The 21,944-nt window shown below is 66.7% G+C and carries 22 protein-coding genes and 1 pseudogene; 9 read left to right on the forward strand and 14 right to left on the reverse strand.

Annotation, left to right across the window (positions count from 1 at the left end; all coding sequences use genetic code 11):
- Position 1: 1 nt before the first annotated feature.
- From ABH920_RS12855 to ABH920_RS12895, 9 genes are all read right to left on the reverse strand, one after another.
- Positions 2–154 (reverse strand): hypothetical protein, encoded by a 153-nt coding sequence (locus tag ABH920_RS12855; protein WP_370349152.1) that lies wholly within the window; start codon positions 152–154, stop codon positions 2–4.
- A complete protein-coding gene (locus ABH920_RS12860; RefSeq protein WP_370349153.1) occupies positions 151–1,650 on the reverse strand; it encodes an FtsK/SpoIIIE domain-containing protein in 1,500 nt (499 codons plus the stop codon). The genes ABH920_RS12855 and ABH920_RS12860 overlap by 4 nt, the downstream gene beginning before the upstream one ends.
- On the reverse strand, positions 1,650–1,925 hold the full coding sequence (locus ABH920_RS12865; RefSeq protein WP_370349154.1) for a hypothetical protein: 276 nt from the start codon (positions 1,923–1,925) through the stop codon (positions 1,650–1,652). Before ABH920_RS12865 ends, ABH920_RS12860 begins: the two co-directional genes overlap by 1 nt.
- Positions 1,926–2,037: 112 nt before the next feature.
- On the reverse strand, positions 2,038–2,457 hold the full coding sequence (locus tag ABH920_RS12870; RefSeq protein ID WP_370349155.1) for a plasmid replication, integration and excision activator: 420 nt from the start codon (positions 2,455–2,457) through the stop codon (positions 2,038–2,040).
- 159 nt (positions 2,458–2,616) lie between these two features.
- On the reverse strand, positions 2,617–2,889 hold the full coding sequence (locus ABH920_RS12875) for a multiprotein-bridging factor 1 family protein (RefSeq protein WP_370349156.1): 273 nt from the start codon (positions 2,887–2,889) through the stop codon (positions 2,617–2,619).
- Between the two features lie 42 nt (positions 2,890–2,931).
- Positions 2,932–3,660, reverse strand: a complete 729-nt coding sequence (locus ABH920_RS12880; protein ID WP_370349157.1) for a GntR family transcriptional regulator — start codon at positions 3,658–3,660, stop codon at positions 2,932–2,934.
- A gap of 84 nt (positions 3,661–3,744) precedes the next feature.
- A complete protein-coding gene (locus ABH920_RS12885) occupies positions 3,745–4,329 on the reverse strand; it encodes a helix-turn-helix transcriptional regulator (protein WP_370349158.1) in 585 nt (194 codons plus the stop codon).
- Between the two features lie 270 nt (positions 4,330–4,599).
- A complete protein-coding gene (locus ABH920_RS12890) occupies positions 4,600–4,881 on the reverse strand; it encodes a hypothetical protein (RefSeq protein ID WP_370349159.1) in 282 nt (93 codons plus the stop codon).
- A 32-nt stretch (positions 4,882–4,913) separates the two neighbouring features.
- Positions 4,914–5,126, reverse strand: coding sequence for a hypothetical protein (locus ABH920_RS12895; protein ID WP_370349160.1), 213 nt, complete (start codon positions 5,124–5,126; stop codon positions 4,914–4,916).
- 92 nt (positions 5,127–5,218) lie between these two features.
- Between ABH920_RS12895 and ABH920_RS12900 the strand changes: the two genes are divergently transcribed.
- Entirely contained in the window at positions 5,219–6,442 is a 1,224-nt protein-coding gene (locus tag ABH920_RS12900) for a helix-turn-helix domain-containing protein (RefSeq protein ID WP_370349161.1), read from the forward strand.
- Between the two features lie 30 nt (positions 6,443–6,472).
- A complete protein-coding gene (locus ABH920_RS12905) occupies positions 6,473–6,961 on the forward strand; it encodes an NUDIX domain-containing protein (protein ID WP_370349162.1) in 489 nt (162 codons plus the stop codon).
- 1,305 nt (positions 6,962–8,266) lie between these two features.
- Here ABH920_RS12905 and ABH920_RS12910 read toward each other — a convergent pair.
- The 5 genes and pseudogenes from ABH920_RS12910 to ABH920_RS12930 form a co-directional block, all read right to left on the reverse strand.
- A complete protein-coding gene (locus ABH920_RS12910) occupies positions 8,267–9,661 on the reverse strand; it encodes a tyrosine-type recombinase/integrase (RefSeq protein WP_370349163.1) in 1,395 nt (464 codons plus the stop codon).
- A 74-nt stretch (positions 9,662–9,735) separates the two neighbouring features.
- Positions 9,736–10,041, reverse strand: a complete 306-nt coding sequence (locus tag ABH920_RS12915) for a helix-turn-helix transcriptional regulator (protein WP_370349164.1) — start codon at positions 10,039–10,041, stop codon at positions 9,736–9,738.
- Positions 10,042–10,122: 81 nt separating this feature from the next.
- On the reverse strand, positions 10,123–10,362 hold the full coding sequence (locus ABH920_RS12920; protein WP_370349165.1) for a helix-turn-helix domain-containing protein: 240 nt from the start codon (positions 10,360–10,362) through the stop codon (positions 10,123–10,125).
- A 167-nt stretch (positions 10,363–10,529) separates the two neighbouring features.
- A complete protein-coding gene (locus ABH920_RS12925; protein ID WP_370349166.1) occupies positions 10,530–11,168 on the reverse strand; it encodes a class I SAM-dependent methyltransferase in 639 nt (212 codons plus the stop codon).
- 1,127 nt (positions 11,169–12,295) lie between these two features.
- A pseudogene (locus ABH920_RS12930) lies at positions 12,296–12,487 on the reverse strand (cold-shock protein); the annotation flags it as partial.
- A 470-nt stretch (positions 12,488–12,957) separates the two neighbouring features.
- Between ABH920_RS12930 and ABH920_RS12935 the strand changes: the two are divergent.
- The 7 genes from ABH920_RS12935 (at position 12,958) to ABH920_RS12965 (ending at position 21,911) form a co-directional block, all read left to right on the forward strand.
- Positions 12,958–13,779: a hypothetical protein gene (locus ABH920_RS12935; RefSeq protein WP_370349167.1), complete on the forward strand. Its 822-nt coding sequence runs from the start codon at positions 12,958–12,960 to the stop codon at positions 13,777–13,779.
- A gap of 69 nt (positions 13,780–13,848) precedes the next feature.
- Positions 13,849–14,328 carry a pilin gene (locus ABH920_RS12940; RefSeq protein WP_370349168.1) on the forward strand — a complete coding sequence of 160 codons (480 nt, stop codon included), beginning with the start codon at positions 13,849–13,851 and terminating at the stop codon, positions 14,326–14,328.
- Positions 14,325–15,998 (forward strand): hypothetical protein, encoded by a 1,674-nt coding sequence (locus ABH920_RS12945; RefSeq protein WP_370349169.1) that lies wholly within the window; start codon positions 14,325–14,327, stop codon positions 15,996–15,998. Before ABH920_RS12940 ends, ABH920_RS12945 begins: the two co-directional genes overlap by 4 nt.
- 6 nt (positions 15,999–16,004) lie before the next feature.
- Complete coding sequence (locus ABH920_RS12950; protein WP_370349170.1) at positions 16,005–16,886, forward strand: PrgI family protein; 882 nt, start codon at positions 16,005–16,007, stop codon at positions 16,884–16,886.
- A gap of 2 nt (positions 16,887–16,888) precedes the next feature.
- On the forward strand, positions 16,889–18,676 hold the full coding sequence (locus tag ABH920_RS12955) for a VirB4 family type IV secretion system protein (RefSeq protein ID WP_370349171.1): 1,788 nt from the start codon (positions 16,889–16,891) through the stop codon (positions 18,674–18,676).
- Positions 18,673–21,051, forward strand: a complete 2,379-nt coding sequence (locus ABH920_RS12960) for a type IV secretory system conjugative DNA transfer family protein (RefSeq protein WP_370349172.1) — start codon at positions 18,673–18,675, stop codon at positions 21,049–21,051. Before ABH920_RS12955 ends, ABH920_RS12960 begins: the two co-directional genes overlap by 4 nt.
- A complete protein-coding gene (locus ABH920_RS12965; RefSeq protein WP_370349173.1) occupies positions 21,048–21,911 on the forward strand; it encodes a replication-relaxation family protein in 864 nt (287 codons plus the stop codon). Before ABH920_RS12960 ends, ABH920_RS12965 begins: the two co-directional genes overlap by 4 nt.
- The last annotated feature ends 33 nt before the right edge of the window (positions 21,912–21,944 follow it).

Below are 21,944 nucleotides of genomic sequence, written 5' to 3' on the forward strand. Positions count from 1 at the left end.
CTTAGCGCCGCAGCGGGACGGGCCGGATGCAGACGCCATGCTGGATCGCCGACTCTTCCAGGACCTTGCGGGCCAGCGGCATCCGGGCACGTTCGGCACGGCTTCCCGTGATCCCGGACGGCGTCACTGGCTTGATGAGCTGTTCGGAAGTCACAGCTTGTCGACCTCCATCCCATCGAAGTCGCCAGACCATTGCGCAGGGATCGCGTCTTGAGCCCGTGGCTTGAACCGCTCGACCATGGCGGCGATGTCGCTGTCACCGTGGTAGGTCGCCCGGACTCGGACCGGCTCGCGGACGCCTGCCACGGTCACGAAGCCGACGCCGGCAAGCTCGGGGTCGATCAGGTCGCACGTGGCGCCCCGGTCCCTGGCGCCGTCGCCGAGCACCATGTCCACGTGGGATGCCTCAGTCACCCGGAGACAGATGCGGACCGGGAACAGGTCCCGGAACGGGAGCACGTCCTTGCGCGGGTCTTGCAGCGCGGCGACCACGTGGACCGCCGCCGCGCGGCCCTTGGACAGCAGTCGCGACAGTGCCGAGGCGATGCGCTGACGGATGGATCGGTCAGGGCAGTACGCCGTCAGGTCGGCCATTTCGTCGACGACCACCAGGACCAAGGGCTCATCGGGCGTCGGGATGTGCTGACGTGCGACGCCACGAAGCCGACGCGTCCGAACGTCCATCAGGTCGGCCGCGTCTTCGAGCATGGACGCCATGCCTTCGTACGAGTCCGCCTCGAACCGCTTGAACAGTGGTTCGCCGAAGGCGAGTTCCATCCCGCCTTTCGGGTCCAGGACCCAGGGCGCGACGTAGCCAGCTTGGATCGCCGGCCCAAGCGCACGCAACAGCGCCCAGACGACCGAGCCCTTGCCCGCCTCCGACGCGCCGGCTATCAGAACGTGCGTAGTGAGTCGCAGCGTCCAGGGCTGTCCGTCAGCGCAGACGCCGAGAGGTAGCGCAGACAGGTTCACCGGCATGCGGTCCACCGAGTGTGACTCGTCGTCGGTGTCGATCTGATCCGGCCTGACAGTCGCCGCCAATGGATCCGCGTGCACGAACTCCAGCGCAATCCGACGAGGCTTCACCGTCCTCACGCGACATGACAGCGCTCCGAAGGTGTGCGCCAGCGCCGGAGCCTGGTTCTCCCATTGCTCAGGGACCTGACCCGACACCATGTCGACGATCACGCGATCGACGAACCGAGTGGATCGGACCTGGCGCAGGCTCGGCACGTACTCCAAGTCGCCGTACAGGATGGCCAGGCCGCAGACCGCCATGGTCGCGTGCCAACGCCGTTCGTAGACGAACCACCGCCGCCACGCACTCACGACCGGGAATCGGATCGCGCGCTCAAAACTGGCCCAGTGGAGGACCGCCCACAGGCTCAGCGCCACCAGCACGCCGACCAGGAGCCAGCCGAACGCCGACGACCCGAGCGAGATGCGCAGACATGCGGCCAGGACCAGCAGCCCCGAGAGGATCGGGTGCTTCGCCGCCTTGCGGCCGACCAGACCGAAGAACCCGAAGAAGCGCCGGATCGCGAGCCACCAAACCGGCACCTCGAATACCGGCTCGCGGACGTAGACGCCGCCGACCTTGCGCGTCGCCTTGTCGGCCGAGGAAGCATCCCCGTGCACCGTGCGGAACATCAGGCGCACCGCCCCTCGGTCATCGCCCGCAGGTGCTCGACCTGCGCCCGCGCAGACTTCGCGACTTCCTGCCGTTCGGTGTTGTGCGGCTCCTCGGTCGCCAGCGCCTCGAAGATCTGTGCCTTGCGCTCGTGGAACGCGAGCAGCGCCGACGCCGGAGCGGTGCGCGCGTGGATCAGGTCGGTAGCTTCCTGGACCAGCTGACTGACCTGGGATATTTCGACCCGTGCCGTGATCGGCTCGGGGTTGTGCTGACGATCGCTCGTCGTGGCCATTAGCCTGGACTCCTCTTCTCGGATCGCACCCTGGAGAGACGTCAGGGGAGGCCGGGGCCTAATCCGGCCTCCCCTGTTATGTGGTGGCGCTGTACCTCAGAAGGGCTGTCGGTCAGCCCGCGTTCTTGGACCCGTTCACGGCGGCCGCCGGCTTCCCACCCGCGTTCGGCCCGCGCACCGCGGAGGCGTTGAACGAGTACGCCAACCGACCCTGACCGTTGACGTACGGCCGCACCCGCAGCCCCTCGAACTCCACCGGCCGGAACGGCGTCCCCGCCATCAGGTCCGGCAGCACCGGCTGATGGTCCGCCGCGATCTTGACCTTCACCGACCGGTCCGCCGCCCGCGCCTCGGGGTCCGCGTCGAGCACTTCGACCGCCCAGACCAACACGCCGGACTCCTTGTCCCGAGCCTGCACGGGATGCTCCCGCGTGGACTTGTCGAAGTCCCGCACCGGCTCCACCGCCACGGCGAACGCCCCATGCGGGAACACGTCGCCGAACTGGACCCGGATCGCACCCTGGATCGCCATCTCAGACCTCTCGTTTGCTTGTCGTGCTAAGTCTCATCTACTTAGCCCTACAAGTTTGACTATGCAGGTAACACAGAGGCCTGTCAAGGTGATTGGCTCTAGGCCGTCGACGCCGCTAAAAAGCCCAGGTCAGCGACGCGTAGCTATCGTTGGAATCGATCACGCGCCAAGGTCCGTGCCGGGCGGAGTGCTGGACCCATCGACGACCGACACGCTGCCGTTGAGGATCGCGGCGATGGTTCCAGGCTGCCATCCAAGGGCCTGTTCCATGTGCTCATACGCGGTAGGCGACGCTCCAGCGCGGCCTGAATCGACCCTGGCCACCGTGGACTCGGCCAGCTCCGCGTGCAGCGCAAACTGCCGTAGCGACCAACCCTTGGCCTTGCGTGCGGCGGCAACAGCTTCGCCCAGTCGCTTGAGATCTTCATCCATAACAGCATTCTGCGACGCACGGCGACTGACTGGAAGAAGCGCTCAGGCCAGCGGGTAGGTGTCTTCGAGCTCGTGCCGGTCGCCGGGAAGAACAAGTTCGGCGAGCTGGATTGGGCGGCCGGACGCTTCGAAAGCGGTCACCGTCAGCGCCAGCACGGGAGTCCGCTTCGACGGCAGCGCGAGAAGTTCCGCCTCCTCAGCAGATGGCAGCCGAGCAGCGATGCGTTCGGTGACGTGGTCATACCGGATCTTGTTGCGCGCTTCGACCAGCCGCCGAGGCCCTTCGATGAGCGCATCTTCCGAGCCCAGTCGCGTGCCGTGCGCGAGGTCGAGCGGGTAGTACGACGTGATCAGCTCGTCAGGTTCATCATCACGCACAACTAGGCGACGCCGTCGCAACACCGCCTCGTGCTTCTTGAGGTTCAGCAGAGCCGCGACTGTATCCGGAGCGATGACGTGCCCAACGTCGATCAGTCGGCTCCCGTTGCTCTCGTCTTGCTCTAGGACGCCGCGGCTCGGACGCAAACGTTGATCCGACGTGGCCGGCCGCCCTCGAACGAACCGGCCCTTGCCCTGCTGAGACTCGATCCAGCCATCACGGCCGAGGATCTGTAGAGCCCTGATGACGGTTGTCCGGGACATGTCCCACTCGTTGACCAGTTGTTCTTCGCTGGGCAGCATCGAGCCGGCCGGGTACGTGCCGTTCAGGATCCGCTCTTGCAGTCCCGCGACGACCTGCGCGTACTTCGGTGGCGCCGACTCGAAAGGCATTACTTACCGCCTTAACCCAACACAACTTGACCCATCAACATGACTTGACTCTTTGGGCAGCGTAGCGCCTGATGCGACGTGTTGCTACAACTGGGACGGGTGCCTCGTCGTCGAGTTCGGCTGCCACAGTGCGGGCATGGCGGGGCGTCCGACGCCGTAGGGACGCGGTCTCATGGTTGGTGTATTGATCGGTCGCAGGGCAATCGAGCACCCCAACCTCTGAGCCCACACGACGTGTGCGATGGGTCGCGGGGGCACGCGTACCAACTCCCACCGCTGGATTGAGTCGCGTGTGACGCCGATCAGTTCGCACAGTCTCCCCTGAGACATCCCCAAAGCTTGGCGACGATTTCTCAACGGCGAAGCCAAACAACGTCGATCGAAGATCTCTTGCGTCTCCCCGGGGCGCGGGCGTACCGGACCGTACCGCGCTTCGCCTTCCCAGCCGACGATCACCAGGCGCAGGCCCAGCTCACGACACCAGAGGATCAGGTGCTCCAGGGTCGGCTCGACTGCCCTTGTCTCCCACTCGGAGATAGCCCTCCCTCGGACCGGCAGACCTGCTGACAGCGCATTCTGGGAGATCCCGACTTCCACGCGTGCGTGCCGCAGCCCGCCTATGATTTGGGCGAAGACCCGCTCCGCCGCGTCGTCAATATGCAGCGGCATCGGCGCCCCTACCCCCACTCCCGGATTCCACTTTGTCTAGGTCCTCATCTGCACTGGCCGCAGTCAGGTCTGTCAGCGCGACCCATCGGAGAACACCGATGTCGACTGGGGTCCGCACCAGAGCCACCGGCGTGCAGCAGATGAGCAGTTCCGGGAGGTCTCCCTCGGGGAGCTCGCACTTGCGGGTGGCTGGCAAGACGACCTCGCTCAACATGGGTTCCGTCCTCACCCGCACGACCGTGCCGGGTTCGAAATCCAGGCTCTCGGCGCTCATTGCTCGCCGTCATCGCTAGCCGCGGTGCGGCGACGCGTTCCGCGGTACGGCTTGCGTTCAGTAAGCGCGGCTCGGACGAACGGCCGCACCAGTGACACCGGGGCCGATTCGGGTCGGCGATAGGAAGTTTCCGGTAACGAGAAATCAGCCGGCGGGTAGGCCGTCGAGCTCACTTCCTGAAAGGACTTCGCGCCCGCGTCGTATTCGAGCACGGTGATAGTCATCCCGATAGTGCCGGGGATCAGTCCGCGCTTTCTGTTGGTGGCCCAGATGGCCATTGCACGCATCCCTTCCGCGAGGGGCAGGCCGACTACGCCGCGCGACCGGTCCCCAAGCAGGGGCCGCACGGCTGCTGGTCGGAGATGTCAGCGGTGTCGTCGATGACCTCATGCACGATCGCCAGACGCGAGGTGACGTGCTTCCATCCGCGCCCGCGGCACGAGACGCACGGCAGGTCGATGCTCTCGGCTGTTTCCAGCGGTTCCTCGGTGTGCTCGTGTTCGATACGGGGCACTGACGACATGGTGTGAACGTAAGGTCACTGCTGAACTGGAACCCGGAAAAACCCCCCGGGGTCCGGCGGGGGAGTGCGGTGAGGCTAGGGCTATGCGAGGAATGACTGAGACCCTGAGCATCGGTGAGCGCGTCGCTTGGTATCGGCGGCGCCGTGGCATGTCGCAAGAGGTGTTGGCCGGCCTGGTCGGTCGGACCGCCGATTGGCTCGGACGGGTCGAGAACGGGAAGATCGATCTTGACCGGCTGTCGGTCATCAAGTCCCTGGCCGACGCCCTTGACGTGCAGATGGGCGACCTGTTGGCCGAGCCCTCATTGCTCGACTGGACCCAGGACGGCAAGGGCCGCACGGTATCCGCGCTGCGTGAAGCCCTGATGGACTACCGGCAGCTAACACCGCTGCTGAGCGGGGATGCGAACGGCTTCCGACCTGACCTTGAAGTTCTCAAGCAGGAGGTCGGCGAGGCATGGACGGCATTCCAGGAAGGGCGGTTCGCCCGCGCGGCTCATGTGGTGCCGTCCGTGCTTTCGCTGGCGCAGGCCGCCACGCGTTCGTACAGCGGAGATCAGCAGCTTCAGGCGTACGTGCTGCTCGGCATGGCGTATCAGAGCGCGGCGCAGGTGCTCACGAAGATCGGAGAGACCGAGCTTGCTTGGATCGCCGCTGACCGCGGGCTGACCGCCGCACAGGTGTCCGGTGATCCGATCATCATCGGATCGCTGTTCCGATCCGTGACGCACTGCCTGCTCTCCAACGGACGGTTCGACGCGGCAAAGCAGCTCACTGCGGACGCCGCTGGCTTCCTTCAGCCGCACGTGGCGGAAGCCTCGCCGGAGTTCCTGTCCATCTACGGCACTTTGTTCCTTGCCGGGTCCGTTGCCGCAGCTCGGTCCGACGACCGTGCGACCACCCGGACGTTCCTCGCCGAAGCCGAGGAGTCAGCCCGCCGGCTGGGCCAGGACGCTAACCACATGTGGACGGCGTTCGGTCCGACCAACGTCGCGATTCACCGCGTCGCCACGGCGATGGAGCTCGGCGACGTTCAGCTTGCGCTCGACCAAGGGCCGCAGCTCGACACGTCGCAGATGCCGACCGAGCGTCGTGTCCGGCACGCGCTCGAAGTTGCTCGCGCCTACGCTGCACGGAACCAGGTCGACGAGGCGCTGTCGTTGATACTGGACGCTGAGAGGCTTGCGCCTGAACAGGTTCGGTACCACTACATCCCGCGCCAACTGGTCACTTCGTGGGTTCGGCGCCAGCACGGCAAGCCGAGCCTTGCCCTGTCCGATCTCGCCCAACGGATTCACGTGATCGAGTCACGCTGACCTGTACGTGGCTCGGGCTAGAGTCGACTCATGACCGAGCCGAACCCAGCCGAGTCGTTTGCCAGTGCCCGCGTAGCCTCTGGAGTCCTCTTCTTCGACACCGAGGGCCGCATCCTGCTAGTCAGGCCGTCGTACAAACCCGGTTGGGACCTCCCGGGCGGGTACGTCGAGATCGGCGAGACTCCCGTACAGGGCGCAGTGCGCGAGGTCCAGGAGGAGCTAGGCATCAAGCCGCCCATCGGCGCACTCTTGGTCGCCGACTGGGCGCCAGCCACGGGCGAAGGTGACAAGCTTCTGTTCGTCTTCGACGGCGGGGAACTCGCTCCCGAGTACCGCGACCGCATCGAGCTCGAAGCTGCCGAAATCGCCGGCTACGCCTTCCACGATCCCGAGCTCGTCGACACGCTGCTGATCCCACGCCTCGCACGCCGCGTCAAAGCCGCCATCGAGGCCCGATCGCAGTCCGCCACCCTGTACCTGGAACACGGCGAGACGTACCGCGGCGCATTGCCGAATTGAGCTGTATCAGATCAAGGCGGCGCTACCGCGCCGCCGCCGGCCCGCCGCATCCCGGGCGTGCGGCCTGGCGGCCGGTCCCGGGCGCGGCGGCCGGCTCGGCACGGAGACCGCTTCTGGTCGCTCTTGGTCTGCCCGGCCGACGCTGGACCTGTTGGCGTGCCCCACCCGCGCGACCGCCCTGCGCTCCGCAAGAACGGGGAAGCGTGGTCGCCCTAGTCTGTGGTCACCTTGCTGTCCCCCAGCCGAGCGACCCCGTGCGAGCCGCGTATCCCTCGCCCGCGCGTGGTCGTCCCTCTGGGATACCGCAAATCGTCGATGGTCTTACGTAGGCCGTTCGGGACGCTCTAGACTCGTGGGTTTGTGACCGATCGACGAACAAGCCAATTGCCTGTGCTGCTTATCGCGGCGTTGATATGCGGCTCTATCAGCGCATGCGCGAGCCAAGCCACTGGAAGTTCCGGACCGAAACTTGCACCGCTTGCGCTTCCGAGCAGAAGCGGAGCCCCATTGCCTGTTAGCGACGCAGGTGAACGCTATGAAGCGATAATCACGCCTCACAACGAAGACATCAATGCCATAGGCTCCGCGGTCGAGGCGGGGCAGCCATGGTCAGTGGTACGTGCGCTCGTGGTCAAGGCCTTCCAGGACAACGACGCCGAAGCGAAGAACCTTGCGTCTACTGCCTGGCCGAGCGATGTTACCCCGTTTGTGGATGATCTTGTGCAGGATGATCTAGCCCAGCGGCAACGGTGGAGTGACGCGGCTAACGCTACAAATGAGCATGATTTTGACGCCCTTCTAGAGGCCGCCTACCACAGCCCAGATGGTGGGCAAGGCGCAGCCACACGGATACGCGAGTTGCTTGGGCTGGATGGGCCAGGCAATGCTCCAGCACTCACACCATCGGCAGCGAGTTAGGTATCAAGAAAGGCTGCTGATCGGCTGGTCGGTGAAGATCGATCTTCTCGTGCCCGCTGTGTGCCCGTACGGAGCTGATCTCATGGTCACTGGCGGACACTCACGGGCGCGACCGTGGCGGCGAGAAGGTCAGCGGCCAGCATGCTCGGCCGTTTGATCCCTATGGGCATAGTCAGGGCTTTGCAAGCAGGGGGTTAGGGGTTCGAGTCCCCTTGGCTCCACCCTCGAATGTATTTGTCAATACTCGAACAGCTGGTGACGGCCCTGACCCGCAGGTCAGGGCCGTTTTTCGCGGTCACGGTGTTCGAATGTCGGGTCCCATCGGGACCCGTCCAAGACCAGGGTTTAGCGGTGCTTCTGGTGTATTGGTGGTGGCGTTTTCAGCCTTCAGGCGTCGATATCGAGCTCCGGCTCAGTCCACTCCAGCGCCTCTTCGATGCGCCGTCGAGCGAGGTCTTCCTGACCGTCGATGCACTTGGCGTAGGTGCTGAGCAGCATCTCCACGCTATGGCCGGCCCACTCGGCGACCTGCGGCGCGGCGACGCCCGCATTGAGCCATGTGGACACGCAGGCGTGGCGTAGGTCATATGGGCGCTTGGCCAGCGGTGATTCGTACTGGGCCGGGCTCAGCACGGTGTCACGCGTCCGGGACCACACGTTGGCGAACGTCGCGTAGCGCAGCGGGCCACCGTCGGCGCGGACGAACAGGCGACCATCGCTGGCGGTGCCGAACTCATCAATGTGTGCGCGCAGGTGAAGGACTAGCTCTGGGCAGGCAGGCACAGTGCGGCTCTCGTTCTTCGCGCGGTGCTTGAGTGCCTTGCGTGGGCTTTCCTCGCCTTCGTCTGTCCAGATCGGTGCGGCATAGGGTGCCGCACCAGAGAGGCACAACGTGCCCCACGCGCCCTTTCTCTTCGGAAGGGTGCAGTCCTGAAGCCGCAGGGCGAGAGCTTCGCTGGGACGCAGACCGGCGTAGTACATGGCTGCGAAGAAGCTCACCAAGCGAGGGCCAGTGGTTCCCTGACCACGAACTCCGTTGATAAGTGCGCGGGCCTGAGGCGGATTGACGACGACACGCCGGTCGACCGTTGTGACCTTGCGGGGCGGCGTCGTGTGGATCTTCTCCATGGGATCGGCAGTCAGCCGACCGAGCTCAATGCCGTACTTGATCGCCCCGGACAACCCCTTCATCTTGTTGCGGTAGGTGTCTGGTGCGAACGGCTTGCCTTCGTGGCTGGTCGTGGTGCTGTTGTAGGCAACACGGGCGATCTTGGGATCAGCCAGCGCGGACAAGGGGAGCGAGTGTCTCTCAATCCAGGCGATTGCATCGGCATGGTCGGCACTCGGTTGCCCGGCTGTGCGGGCGGTCTTGTTGAACGCCCAGCTGCTCAGCGCGCGGAAGCTGACGCTGTACTCTGGTGCGCCCTCCTCGCGGTCGACCAAGGCCAGTGTGGTCGTTGCCAACGCGCCGGCGAGGGTTCGCCGCGATCCCGGCTGGAGGGCTGGCCACTTCATGTCCATGAACTCCATTGCGTGCGTATAGAAGCTCACTCCGGTGAGGCGATGGCGCATCTCGGGCTCGGGCAGCCCGGTCTCGTCGTCGAACGGTTCGCCGCGTCGTTGAGCCGCTACGAACTCCGCCCGGCGGCTCTCGGCGAGTGCTTTGACGGCGAAGGTCTGAGGGAAGTCCCTGCCTGCCACACTCCATCTGAGCGTGTAGGTGGTCTTCTTCTTGTTCCTGTTGGTCCTGATGCCCCAGACCCGGACGTCGTGGCTGAGCAAATGGATCTCCTCGCTGTGGTGAGAGGACCGGCCCTCCGGGGTCCGGTAGGGCCGGTCTCGGGGGTCGGGCCGAGCTATCGAGTCGTGTCCTCGCAGGCGGCGATGAACGCCGTCAGAGCGGAACGCCGGATGCGGACGGTTCCGTTGGGCAGGCGAAGGCTCGCCGGCCCCTTGCGATGAGCACGCCAGCGGTAGAAGGTGGCTCGGGCGATGCCGAGTTCTTCGCAGACTTCGATGATGCTGAGGAGTTCGTCGCGCGGCGCCGAACGAGCCCTTACGGCTCGAGACGGAGCCTGCAGGGTCGAGACTTCAGCCGGCGGCAGAAGCTCGGAACCGCGGATTGGCCGGGACTTCTGGGCGGATTCATCGGACGGTGCCATCACGATCCTCCAAATACTTGGCGACTGCCGGGCGGTGGCTGGTGTTGGATTGGCTCCCCAGAGGCTGTCTGCGGAACTGGATCATGCAGACTCGGCCTTGACGGCTGCGGCCTCGAAATCAGCGAGAGCCGTGATCGGAACTCGGATGGCGCCGCCCTTGGTGCCGAAGCGGTATGCCGTGAGCTTCCCGGCGTCGATCGCCCTGTAGACCGTTGCTCGATTGAGCCCGTACATTTCGGCGACCTCGCCGACCGACAAGACGCGCCGACCCACGGCAGATACCTGCGTGTGGGCGACAGAGCTTTCCTGCTCGTTTGTCATCTGCGCTCCTGGATTCTTGGCTGTTGCGATGTACTTCGGCCCTGGTAGCGGTCTGCGAACCAGGGCTCCTCACTGCCGTGGGCAGTTGATGGACGGGTCAGCTCAACCCGAAATCCCGTGTCTCATTTGTCAACTACTTGACACTATGGATGATGGTGACGCTCCAGCTATGCGTCATTGGTGGGCGACACGGCTCGTAGGACGACGATTTCCTCATTTCGAGTGAGCCTGCAACGCATCTGACACTGGCCACGGTCGGGAACGGGCACGACCACCACTTCGAACTCCGATCGGGCGCCGACTTCGCTAAGCAGCTCGGCGAGGTCTCGACAGAAGGGCTGGCGGATCTCCGCTCGAACCACGACGTGCCCGCCTTCGCGCACCAACTGGCGAGCGGCGCCGAGTGCATCCGAGAGGCGCTGCACGACGCCGGCCACCTCCACGCGCCCGTGAACGCCGAGGACTCCAGCGCGCGAGAGGTCTACAAACACCAGCGATGCTCGATGCAACGAGTCGGAACCCACGAGCTGAGGTACGTCAGCCAACTCGCCCACGACGACGGCAGCAAAGCCCGGTCCTCCGTGAACCGTGGCTTGGACAACGGCTTCCCGCGCCTCACGCGCGAGCCTCGAATTGCGCTCGATCCCGATCGCGAGGCGGTCTGCGTGGATCGCTTCGACCAGTGCTCGGCCAGATCCACAGCCGAGATCGACGACGAGTTCGCCTGGCTCCGTGTAGCGGGCGATGGCCAACGCAGCGACGGTGCGTTGAGGTGCCTCGTGTTTCTGGCTGATGGCGAGATTCAACCTGAGTGCCTCGTTTCGGACTGACGATCCGGGAAACTCGTGCTGATCCGGATCTGTGGTTTGTGTCAGTCCCGAAAGCGTGCTTTTCGCTAGCTAGGGGTCGCCGCCGAATGGGTGAATCGTCACGTTAGGGCGTCATGGACGAGCAAAAGGGGGCTGAGCCGTCAGGGGAAACCTGAGCTCGGGGCCGTTTTAGCTTTTTGGCCGGCCAACCTTTCTGCCGCCTGCAGGCTGCCATGGAGCTGAGGCCCCTCGTACGTGATGGCGGTAGTGGTTTCGCGGGCGGAGCCACGGCGAATCAGTAGTTTCTGCTGACAGACTGCGACGAATCCAGAACGACGGCGTCAACGCTCGATTGCAGCTTGAGGGTTCAGCTCCGAGACGACGCCGTCCTGGTACGTCTGAAGCATCTCAATGATCGTCTCCGGCCTCACGAGTAGCGGATTGCGTTGCAGGTAGAGCATCTCGTCGAACGTGAGATTGCGTACGATCGGGACGCCCCTCCGCTTGATGATCAGGAGAGAGCCGACCTGTATGAGTGCCTCGGTCTGATCCTTGATGGATTCCAGGGTTTTTGCCACGGCCTCTGCTTGGATCGCGTTGACATCGGCCTGTGGCTTATCCAGCAAACCCAGCTCGAGCGCTCGTTCTGCGCGACGAAGTCTGTCCTTCACCTCACGCGACGTGATCATCTCTTTGGAGCGGGCCAGCTTGAGTCTTAGCCACGATCCAATGATCGGCCGTCCTGCTGCCTCTTCGACAAAACCGAAGCACTCCAGTAGGCGCTGGACGGCCTCTTCGACTGCGGTCCCGTCTTGGCCTTCGCCGAGATAGATCGACACAGGAAGGAACCGCTGGCCAGCCTCTGTTTCCGTTGCCGCGCCATATTCTCGGGCGGCAAACACGACGGGTCCGCTGACGGATTTCGCCACTGCGTACCTCTGTGCATCCATGAGGTCATCCCACGCCGCAGAACGCGCTTCCTGGCTTTCTTGTTCGGCCCTTTCGGCTGGGGACTCTTCTGATCGCCCGTCACCGGCAGCCGCGGCTCCCCATGATGTTCCTCCTGTCCACGCGTGGTAGCCACTGCCGGGCCCTGCCGTGCGGCTCCCGCCTTCAGTAAGCGGCCGAACCATGTCGGCCTGAGGTCCCTTCGTTCCCTGCGTAATCTCAAACTCGACCCGCTGGCCCTCCTCGAGGGTTCGGTATCCGTCCATCTGGATCGCGCTGTAGTGGAGGTACACATCGCTACCACCATCGACGGCTATGAACCCGTAGCCCTTCTCGGCGTTGAACCACTTAACAGTGCCTTGCGCCACGGCGTTCTCCCAACCCGAACAGCGGAACTACCGCTGCTAGACACCCGTACCGCAAAACACTGTTTCACTCAGGGAGGGACGGCACAACACGGTGAGCTGGCCTATGGACACCTTGAAGAATCTCCGCACCGCAAGAGGACTTGGCAGCTCGATATCTGCTGAGCGACCCGTCCTGGCTGCCAGCGCCAGCTGGGTGAAGTACGCCTGCTTCTGACGAAGTTCGTCCGAGTGAACCATCAACGCATCGATAAATGTGAGGCTGACTGCCCGTGCTCCTCGGCTTTATGTTGCCACCTTGACCGTTGCTTGATGCCCGATAGCGCACTTCTCAGGTGTCCAGCCTTCATCAAAACTACAGGTCAACAGCTATTTCTGACCTGAGGTGGCGAGGCATCGAGCCTAGGCGGTCGCTTGATCAGAGCTTGTGGGCTGACGCGCCCCATGAGCGGCGGAATCAATCCGCCTACCTCATGGAGGTGCCCGTCATGGGCCGCGCTACTAATTTCTGCCCGTCTCCACTCGACCTCGCCGCCGATGCATTCCGCGCACTGTGCGATAGCCCCGCCGCGCCCGTCCTCGACATCACTGATCTCGCCACCGATCTGCCGCCCGGCGTTTTCCCCTTCGATGAGCTTCAGCGGCTGCTGCTCGCTGGCGCTTCGCAGGCGGTGCGTGACGCGGTGTGGGCCGAGGTGGTGCGCAAAGCACGCCGTGACGAGTCCTGGCAGCTCGCCGCAGTCGGCATGGCGCTGCCCGCGATCCGGAGCGTGGCCGGCTCCCTCGCGCGTGGCTTCGACGGCGATGTCGAAGAGCTGGACGCTGAGATCCTCGCCGGGTTCCTGGCTCACCTGGCTGTCGTGGACATCGAGACGCCGGGCATCATCACAAAGATCCGCTGGGCTGCCTACCGTGCCGGCCACGCGGTCGTGGTCAAGCATCGTCGAGCTGCTGAGCGCGAAGAGGAGATCTCAGAGGAGGTTGTCCTCTCTGGCCCGGCGGGTCACCCCGACCTTGTGCTCATGCGCGCCGTGTCTGCGGGCGCCATTTCGGAATCGGATGCCGAACTCATCTCGGCGACGCGGCTCGATGGCCTCGACATGGAGGTCTACGCCGATCAGCTCGGCGTCTCCTACAACGCGGTGAAGATCCGTCGGCAGCGCGCGGAGGCGCGGCTGGTCGCCTTCATCACAGGTGCTCAGCGCCCAAGCGCCCATGATGCACGCGTCCGCGCTATCCGGCCTGGTCAGCGGCCCGTGGTAGGCCGATCGGCTGAACTCCTGGCCGCTGCCTGACCCCTGGACGCAGGTCCGCGCCGCTTTCGGCTCCGACGGCAATCCACCAACGCCCAGGAGATCAGAACCATGACCCGCTTCATTCGCAACGCCGCCGCCCTGTCGGCCGGGGTGCTCGCTGCAGCCGCGATCGGCATGGCGCCAGCCTCGGCCGACGCCACCCAGCCATCGGTCCCAACGACGATCACCATTCCGACCGATGCGACCGAAATCCCGCCGGAGGTCATGCCCTTCTTCAGCCCGACCGGCATGGCTGGCCTGTCGCCAGACGACCCGGCGGCGCCGGTCGCGGTCCTCGCGGACCAGCTGCGGGCGGTCGCGACCTTGCCTCAGGTGATGAACAACGTCCGGGACTGGATCATCGGGCTGTTGTCGGGCCTGGCGACGCTGTTCGTCACCGTCGGTGGCCTGCGCTATCTGATGGCCGGCGGCAACGAGGGCGAGGTGATGAAGGCCAAGGGGGCGCTGAAGTCGGCGGCCTATGGCTACGCCCTCGCCGCGCTCGCGCCGGTCCTGGTCAACATCCTCAAGTCGATGGTCGGCGCGTGACCGATCGGCAGATGCCGCGGTGGGTCGCGGTGCTCTCGTTGGTGGCCTCGGCGGTCGTGTTGGTGGTCTGCACGCTCGTAGGTTCCGCCCGCGCGGACGTCACCGCGAGCGGATCGGCCGTGCCTGCGATCGCTCGCGGCGCTGGGGTTGTTGCAACGGCCCCAGCGCCCGCTCCGCCCCCGGCTCCGTCGCCAGCGCCGGGCATCTACGGCCCGCTGATCGGCGGCGGGTCGATGGCTCCGCCGCCAGCCCCGGGACCTGTCAGCTCCAAGAGCGCGGACCCGTCCTGGTGGGACATCCCGGGCCAGATCGAGAAAGCCATCGATACCTGGCTCGGCAACCTCGTGAAGTCCGCGCTCAACCCGGTGCTCCCGTTCGTCGCGACGTCGCTGCTGTCGAGCCCGAACCTGAGCAGCGGTCGTATCGCGAGTATCTGGACTTCGGTCCTGATCCTCTCGAACACGCTCTACGTGCTCTTCATCCTGGCCGGCGGCATCCTCGTCATGACGCACGGAACTCTTCAGACGCGGCACGAGCTCAAGGAGATCGCGCCCCGGCTGGTCATCGGGATGATCGCCTCGAACGCGTCGCTGTGGCTGATCTGCCAGTCCGTTTCCCTGGGCAACGCGCTCGTCGCGGCACTGATGAGCGGGAACCTCTCGTCCGAGGCCATCGGGTCCAGGCTGACAAGCCTCATCGTCTACAGCATCTTCCTCCCCGGCGGTGCCGGGGAGGTGTTCCTTGTCATCATCGGCGGCGCCATCGCAGTGTTGGGCGTCGCGCTGGTCGTGACGGATCTGGTGCGCGCGACGGTGCTGATGGTACTGACGGCTGGCGCTCCGCTCGCGCTCGCCTGTCATGCCCATCCGCAGACCGAGGGACTGGCCAAGCTGTGGTGGCGGGCCATCCTGGGGTGCCTGGCGACGCAGGTCCTTCAGGCGTTGGTCCTGATCGTCTGCCTCCAGGTCTTCTTCGACCCGCAGGCGGACGACGTTCTTGGCCTCCCGACGCGCGGCGGCCTCACTGACCTGCTGATCTGCCTGGTCATGTTCTTCATGCTGATCAAGATCCCGGTCTGGGCGAGCCGAGTCGTTCTCCAGCGCGGGGCGCTCGGTCAGACCCGGATGACGAGCCTGGCGCGCAACTACCTGCAATATCGGGCTTTCGGCGCGGTCACGAGCCGCTTCGACGTCGGTCGTCGCGGGCCTCGTCCGGGCGGCGGCGCCGGACCGCTCCCGCCTCCGCCGACTTCCTCAGGTGGTCCCGGGCCTGGCCCTCGGCCATGCACGGGGCCGGGACACGGCAAGTTCGGTCCGCTGCCGCCCCTGCCCGGAGAACCGCGGGGCGCGAACTTCTCATCGCAGCCCGCGGCCGGCCCGCGCGAACCCGTAGCCGCCCGCCAGTCCGCCGGCGAGCCAGCCGGCAGCACACGGGCTCAACCGACACCACCTCGGCCTCCCATCAACCCCACAAAACCCTCGCTGCCAAACGCCGCTCGACCGCCCACGCCGCCGCGAGCAGCAGCACATCTCCGGGACAGTCCTGCTGACGCAGTTCCTCAGCCTTCTTCGGGCCCGGTGGCCAAGCGCCTGAAGCCGTCGGTTCCGCCTCGCGCGCCGCGACCCACAAATGCCCACAAACCCCAGCTCAGACCCCTCAGCGAAAGGTGACGCCTCATGTCGGATGCTCCCGCCGGATACGGCGCGGTCCGTATCCCTGCCGACGTCAGTCGCCCGGACCGCGTACTCGGGCCGGCAACGGCCCGTCAGGTCGCGGTGGTCGCCGGCTCCGCGGCAGGGCTCTGGTGCGCATGGCTCGGTGTGCGCGCCTGGGTCTCCCCGCTCGCCTTCCTGATCCCGGCCGTGTTCGTTCTGGTGATCGTCGGCGTTGCCGTCTCCACCGAGCGCGACGGTTTGACCATCGATCGGCTCCTGGCCGCCGCTCTCCGGCAGATGCGGGCACCTCGGCGCCAAGTGATGGCGCCCGAAGGCGTGGTCCCGCCCCCGGCGTTCCTGGCTGAGGCGCTGGGCAAGTCACCGCGTCCGCCGGCGCCGCTGTCGTTGCCCATCGCGGACCTCGACGATGCTGGCGTGATTGACCTTGGCGCGGACGGCGCGGCGTTGATGGCCGCTGCCGGCACGGTCAACTTCGGGCTGCGCACCGCCGACGAGCAAGACGTCCTCCTCGGCGGGTTCGCGCGCTGGCTCAACTCCCTCAGCGGACCGACGCAGATCACGTCTACGAACGCTCCGGCCGACGTGAGCGGCTTCGTTGGAACCCTCCGGGACCAGGCGGCCAGTCTCCCGCACCCTGCACTCGGTCAGGCCGCGCAGGAGCATGCCGAGTTCCTTGACGGTCTCGGCGCGACCCGCGTTCTGCTGACCCGGAGCATCCACCTCGCGATGCGCGAGCCAGGCAGGGCAGCGGCCCAGCGTGCCGTCCGCCGTGCCGAGGACGCCGTCAGCCATCTCGCTGCCTGCGAGATCCGTGTCTCGCCACTCGGCCACGACGCCGCCTCCGCCGATCTCCGCGCACTGCTCGACCCCTCAGGAGCCTGATCATGTCCTCGTTCACCGCAGCCCTCAACGTGCTGCCCATCTGGGCTACCCGACCGCCGGCCCAGACCCGCAACGTCTTGGGCCTCGGCCCGTCGAGCCTCGACGTGGGCACCCACACCCTCAAAGTCGGCGACACGTTCGCCGCGACGTTCGCGGTCGCCGACTACCCGGCCGAGGTCGCCGCGGGCTGGCTCGAACCGCTGCTGAGCTTCCCCGCGCGAATCAGCGTCGCTGTTCACATCGAGCCCGTACCCAGCCCCATCGCCGCGGACCGCCTGCGCAAGCAGCGCGCCCGGCTGGAGTCCGGCCGCCGGCACGCGGCCTCGCGCGGCCACCTCGACGACCCCGCCACCGAGGCTGCCGCTGCTGACGCGCGCGAACTCGCCTACCGCGTCGCGTGCGGCGAGGGAAAGTTGTTCGGCGTCGGGATCTATCTGACGATCCACGCCAACAGCGCCGATGAACTCGCTGAACTCACAGCTCAGGTCCGCTCGCTCGCGGAGGGGATGCTGCTGCGCCTGGTGCCGGCGACGTTCCGGACGGTCCAGGGTTGGTGCTCGACGCTGCCCCTGGGCCTCGATCTGCTGAAGATCCGGCGGACGTTCGACACCGAGGCGCTGGCGACGCTGTTCCCGTTCACGTCCGGCGACCTGCCGCTACCGCAGAACTCGACGTCGGCGGTGCTGCTCGGCGTCAACGCAACCGATTCGGGCTTGGTGATGTGGGACCGCTGGGCGGCGCCGAATCACAACTCGGTGGTCCTGGCCCAGTCCGGGGCCGGCAAGTCCTACCTCGCCAAACTCGACGTCCTCCGCAACCTCTACCAGGGCGTTGAGGTCATGGTCATCGACCCTGAACAGGAGTACGTCCGGCTCGCGCACGCGGTCGGCGGAACGGTCGTCAGCCTCGGGGCACCTGGTGTCCGGATCAATCCCTTCGACCTGCCAGCCACCGGCGACCGCTCCGACGCCATCCGCCGCCGAGCCCTGTTCGGCCACACCGTAGTAGCCGTACTCCTCGGCCGAGACCTAACCGCCGGCCAGCACGCCGCGCTGGACTCGGCGATCCTCAACGCCTACGAGCGAGCAGGGATCACCGCCGATCCCCGGACTCACCGCCAGCCCGCCCCGACCCTGCGAGACGTCGTCGAACTACTCGGCGCCTCCGATGCGCCAGACGCCGCAGCACTCGCAGCAGAGCTGACCCCGCACACCTCCGGATCGTTCTCCGGTCTCTTCGATGGCCCGACCGCGCACGCTGCCGGTGGCCACCTCGCTGTCTTCGCACTGCGCGAGCTCCCCGATGAGCTCAAACCGATCGGCACGCTCCTCACCCTGGACTTGATGTGGCGCCGGGTATCCGACCCGGCGAACCGGCGACGCCGCCTGGTGGTCGTCGACGAAGCCTGGTGGCTGATGAAGGAGCCGGCGGGAGCGCGGTTCCTGTTCCGGATGGCCAAGGCGTCGCGGAAGTGCTGGGCCGGGCTGTCGGTAGTCACGCAGGACGCCGCGGACCTGCTCTCGACCGAACTCGGTATGGCCGTGGTGTCGAACGCCGCGAGCGCGGTGCTGCTGCGTCAGGCCCCGCAGTCCATCGACCAGATCACGCACGCATTCCGGCTCTCAGCAGGCGAGCGTGCGTTCCTGCTCTCTGCCGGCCGTGGCCAAGGCCTGGTCATGCAGGGCAACGCGCGGGCGGCCTTCTCCTCTGTCGCCTCGGCTCGTGAGGACGAACTCTGCACAACCGATCCCGCTCAGCTGGCTCGGCTCGATGAGGAGTGGCGCGCATGAGCGGGCCGAACTCATCCTTCCTCGGCCGGTGGCTGCTGCACCCAACCGAGCTCTTCGCCGGCGCGCTGGCGTCGGCCGAGCAGTTCATCCACGACTGGTGGCTCACTGGTGTCCCCGTCCTGGCCACAGCTTCGTGCTCCACCCTCGCGTGCTGGCACCTCAAGCAGGTGAGGCGTCATCGGGCAGTGACGGCCACCGCGGCGCGGTACGTCGTCCTCAAACTGCCGCCCGAAGTCGAGTCGGGATGCGCCGAGGCGTTCTGGACTCACATTCACGCGCTGCTCCGCCCAAAGTGGCGGCAGGCCCTGGACAGGCAGCCTCATCTCGCCTTCGAGTTCCTGTGGACCAGCGAAGGCCTCAGTCTCGGCATCTGGGTGCCGGCTCCGGTCTCCGCTGGCGTCGTGGCCACCGCCGCTGAGGCCGCGTGGCCGGGCGTCCACACGCAGATCGTCTCGCCGGCTCCGGTCCCGATTGCTGCCGGGGCCTCGATGTGCGGCCGTCTTCGGCTGGCCAAGCCTGCCTACCTGCCGCTGAAGGTCAAGCACACGTCCGATCCGCTCCGTCCGCTGCTGCAAGCCGGCCGAAAGCTGCGGCCCTCGGAAAGTGCGTGCGTCCAGATCCTCGCGCGACCCGCCACCGGCCGGCAGGTACGTCGGCTGCAATTCCAGCTCAACCGGTTCCGCACGCGAACACTTCGCGAGCTGGGCCCGGTAACCCCGTTCAGCACGCTCCTCGAAGAGTGGGCACCGAACGCAAGCCCGCGATCGGGACGGGCTGATCCCGCACACGCCGCAGCACTCCGATCAGCAGTCACGAAGACGATCGGACCGCTGTGGGCGGTGGAGATCCGATACGCCGCAGGCACCGAATCGACCAGGCCCGATGCAGACAAGCGGACCCGCACCATCGCCGAGAGCCTGACCTCTGCATTCGGTGTCTTCGCCGAACGGAACTCTTGGGCCCGTCACCGGCTGGCCGGACCGGCATCCGCGCTCGCGCCGCGCCGGATGGGCCGAGGCGATCTGCTCACCGTCGCCGAGCTGGCGGGCATCGCGCATCTCCCGCTGGACGCCGGCGCCGTCGGCGTACCTCGCGCTGGCGCCCGCTCGATCGCACCGCCTCCGGAGATCCCCGCGCTGTCCTACGGCCACAAAGTCCTCGGCGACGCGGACACCTCGCCGATCCGGCCGGTCGGCGTCGCGGTCCCGGACACCCGCCAGCACTTCCACATCATGGGCGCGACCAACTCCGGCAAGTCGACGCTGATGGCGCGCATGATCCTCGACGATGTGGCAGCCCGCCGGGGCGTGCTCGTCCTGGACCCGAAGGGCGATTTGGTCGGCGACCTACTGGACCGGCTCCCGGTATCGGCGGCTGACCGCCTGGTGCTCATCGATCCGACGGACTCCGGGCCGCGCCCTTGTCTCAACGTCCTGGCGCAGGGCGACCCAGAGCTGACGGTGGACAACCTCGTGGGCATCTTCCGGCGGCTGTTCGCGTCCTCCTGGGGTCCGCGCACCGACGACGTCCTGCGGGCGGCATGTCTGACCTTGCTCGCCACGGCGCGGGACCAGCCGCCGACGCTCGCGGACGTCTCGCAGCTGCTGAGCGACAAGGTCTTCCGCGCCGCGCGGACCGCCGGCCTCGCCGACGGCGGTCACAGGATGCTGGATCACTTCTGGACGGGCTTCGCTGACCTGTCGGTCCAGTCGCAGGCCGCCATCACCGCGCCGCTCCAGAACAAGCTCCGCGCGTTCCTGCTCCGCCGGTTCGTGGCCGACGTCATCGCCCGGCCGCGCTCGACGATCGACCTCGGCCGGGTCCTGGACGGCGGGATCTGCCTGGTCAGACTCCCCAAAGGCGTCGTCGGTGACGACACGATGCGCCTACTCGGCTCGTTCATTCTCGCCGCCGCGTGGCAGGCGACGACCGCTCGCGCGGGCCGTCCGGAGCAGGCACGCCGGGACGCCGCAATCTACCTCGACGAAGCCCACAACTTCCTGAACCTGCCCTACAGCTTGGAGGACATGTTGGCCGAAGCCCGCGCCTACCGGGTCTCGTTCACCCTCGCCCACCAGAACCTCGCCCAGCTCCCGACGGACCTGGCCGACGGCATCTCGGCGAACGCCCGGAACAAGGTCTTCTTCACCTGCTCGCCGCAGGACGCGCGGAGCCTCGCCGCGCACACCGGCCCGCTGCTCGGCGAGCACGATCTGGCCCACCTCGACGCCTTTCAAGCCGCGGCTCGGCTGACGGCGAAGAGCGCGCACGTCCGGGCCTTCACGATGCGGACTCGACCGGCGCCCCCAGCGATCCCTGGGCGTGCTGACGCGATTCGCGCTGCCGTCCACGCTGCTGCGCGGGGCGGCTCGTGACCAGCCGGACGCCGACCCGGCCTTTCTCCGTCGCCACCCGGGCCGGCGACCGGCTAACGGAGCGAGACGCCGAGGTGCTGCGGTTGCTGGCCGAGCACCTGGTGCTCACCGTCGGGCAGCTCGCGGTGGCTCTGTTCCCCGACGCGCGGAAGTGCCGGGGCCGCGTGGCGGTGCTGCGGGCGCTCGGGCTGGTCGAGACCTTCCGACCTCCGCTCCAGCGCGGATCGTCACAGGCTCACTGCGTCGCCACGGCCCGAACCCTCGAACTGCTCACTGCCGATGTCGGCGGCTCTCGGCTACGGCGCCGATCGACGCATGACGCGACTGCCATCGCACTACGCCCGGACCTCGGGCACCTGCGAGGCGTCAACGAGGTGTTCTGCCAGCTACTCGGCCACGCCCGGCAAACTCCCGGGGCTGCACTCGAAACCTGGCGCTCTGAACGTGCCACTGCTCGGGCGCTCGGCACACGACTGCGACCGGACGGCTTCGGCCGGTGGCGGCAGGACGACGCCTGGTGCGAGTTCTTCCTCGAATACGACACCGGCACCGAACCGCACGCCCGGCTCCTCGCCAAGCTCACCGGGTACGCCGACCTCGCGGAGTCCGCGGGCGTCTCGTGTCCGGTCCTGTTCTGGCTGCCGAACGCGCACCGCGAAAGCCACCTTCACCGGCTCCTCGCCGACCACCCGCCATGCGTTCCCGTCGCCACGACGCACGGCGATCCATCCCGGACCCACCCCGCCGGCCCGATCTGGCGCCCGGCGTGGTCGCCCACCGTACGGCTTCCCCTCGTGTCCCTCGGCGCCTCGGCAGCCCGCCGCCTCGATGTCCCGCAGAGCTCGCACATCCTGCTCTAGATCGGAGAACGCCATTTCGACGCTCACGAAGAC

The sequence above is a fragment of the Catenulispora sp. EB89 genome (assembly GCF_041261445.1).
Lineage (GTDB): Bacteria > Actinomycetota > Actinomycetes > Streptomycetales > Catenulisporaceae > Catenulispora.

Coding starts and splice junctions, on each gene's coding strand:
- ABH920_RS12860 (WP_370349153.1), bottom strand. CDS start 1,650: ATGTTCCGCACGGTGCACGGGGATGCTTCCTCGGCCGACAAGGCGACG.
- ABH920_RS12865 (WP_370349154.1), bottom strand. CDS start 1,925: ATGGCCACGACGAGCGATCGTCAGCACAACCCCGAGCCGATCACGGCA.
- ABH920_RS12870 (WP_370349155.1), bottom strand. CDS start 2,457: ATGGCGATCCAGGGTGCGATCCGGGTCCAGTTCGGCGACGTGTTCCCG.
- ABH920_RS12875 (WP_370349156.1), bottom strand. CDS start 2,889: ATGGATGAAGATCTCAAGCGACTGGGCGAAGCTGTTGCCGCCGCACGC.
- ABH920_RS12880 (WP_370349157.1), bottom strand. CDS start 3,660: ATGCCTTTCGAGTCGGCGCCACCGAAGTACGCGCAGGTCGTCGCGGGA.
- ABH920_RS12885 (WP_370349158.1), bottom strand. CDS start 4,329: ATGCCGCTGCATATTGACGACGCGGCGGAGCGGGTCTTCGCCCAAATC.
- ABH920_RS12890 (WP_370349159.1), bottom strand. CDS start 4,881: ATGGCCATCTGGGCCACCAACAGAAAGCGCGGACTGATCCCCGGCACT.
- ABH920_RS12895 (WP_370349160.1), bottom strand. CDS start 5,126: ATGTCGTCAGTGCCCCGTATCGAACACGAGCACACCGAGGAACCGCTG.
- ABH920_RS12900 (WP_370349161.1), top strand. CDS start 5,219: ATGACTGAGACCCTGAGCATCGGTGAGCGCGTCGCTTGGTATCGGCGG.
- ABH920_RS12905 (WP_370349162.1), top strand. CDS start 6,473: ATGACCGAGCCGAACCCAGCCGAGTCGTTTGCCAGTGCCCGCGTAGCC.
- ABH920_RS12915 (WP_370349164.1), bottom strand. CDS start 10,041: ATGGCACCGTCCGATGAATCCGCCCAGAAGTCCCGGCCAATCCGCGGT.
- ABH920_RS12920 (WP_370349165.1), bottom strand. CDS start 10,362: ATGACAAACGAGCAGGAAAGCTCTGTCGCCCACACGCAGGTATCTGCC.
- ABH920_RS12935 (WP_370349167.1), top strand. CDS start 12,958: ATGGAGGTGCCCGTCATGGGCCGCGCTACTAATTTCTGCCCGTCTCCA.
- ABH920_RS12940 (WP_370349168.1), top strand. CDS start 13,849: ATGACCCGCTTCATTCGCAACGCCGCCGCCCTGTCGGCCGGGGTGCTC.
- ABH920_RS12950 (WP_370349170.1), top strand. CDS start 16,005: ATGTCGGATGCTCCCGCCGGATACGGCGCGGTCCGTATCCCTGCCGAC.
- ABH920_RS12955 (WP_370349171.1), top strand. CDS start 16,889: ATGTCCTCGTTCACCGCAGCCCTCAACGTGCTGCCCATCTGGGCTACC.
- ABH920_RS12960 (WP_370349172.1), top strand. CDS start 18,673: ATGAGCGGGCCGAACTCATCCTTCCTCGGCCGGTGGCTGCTGCACCCA.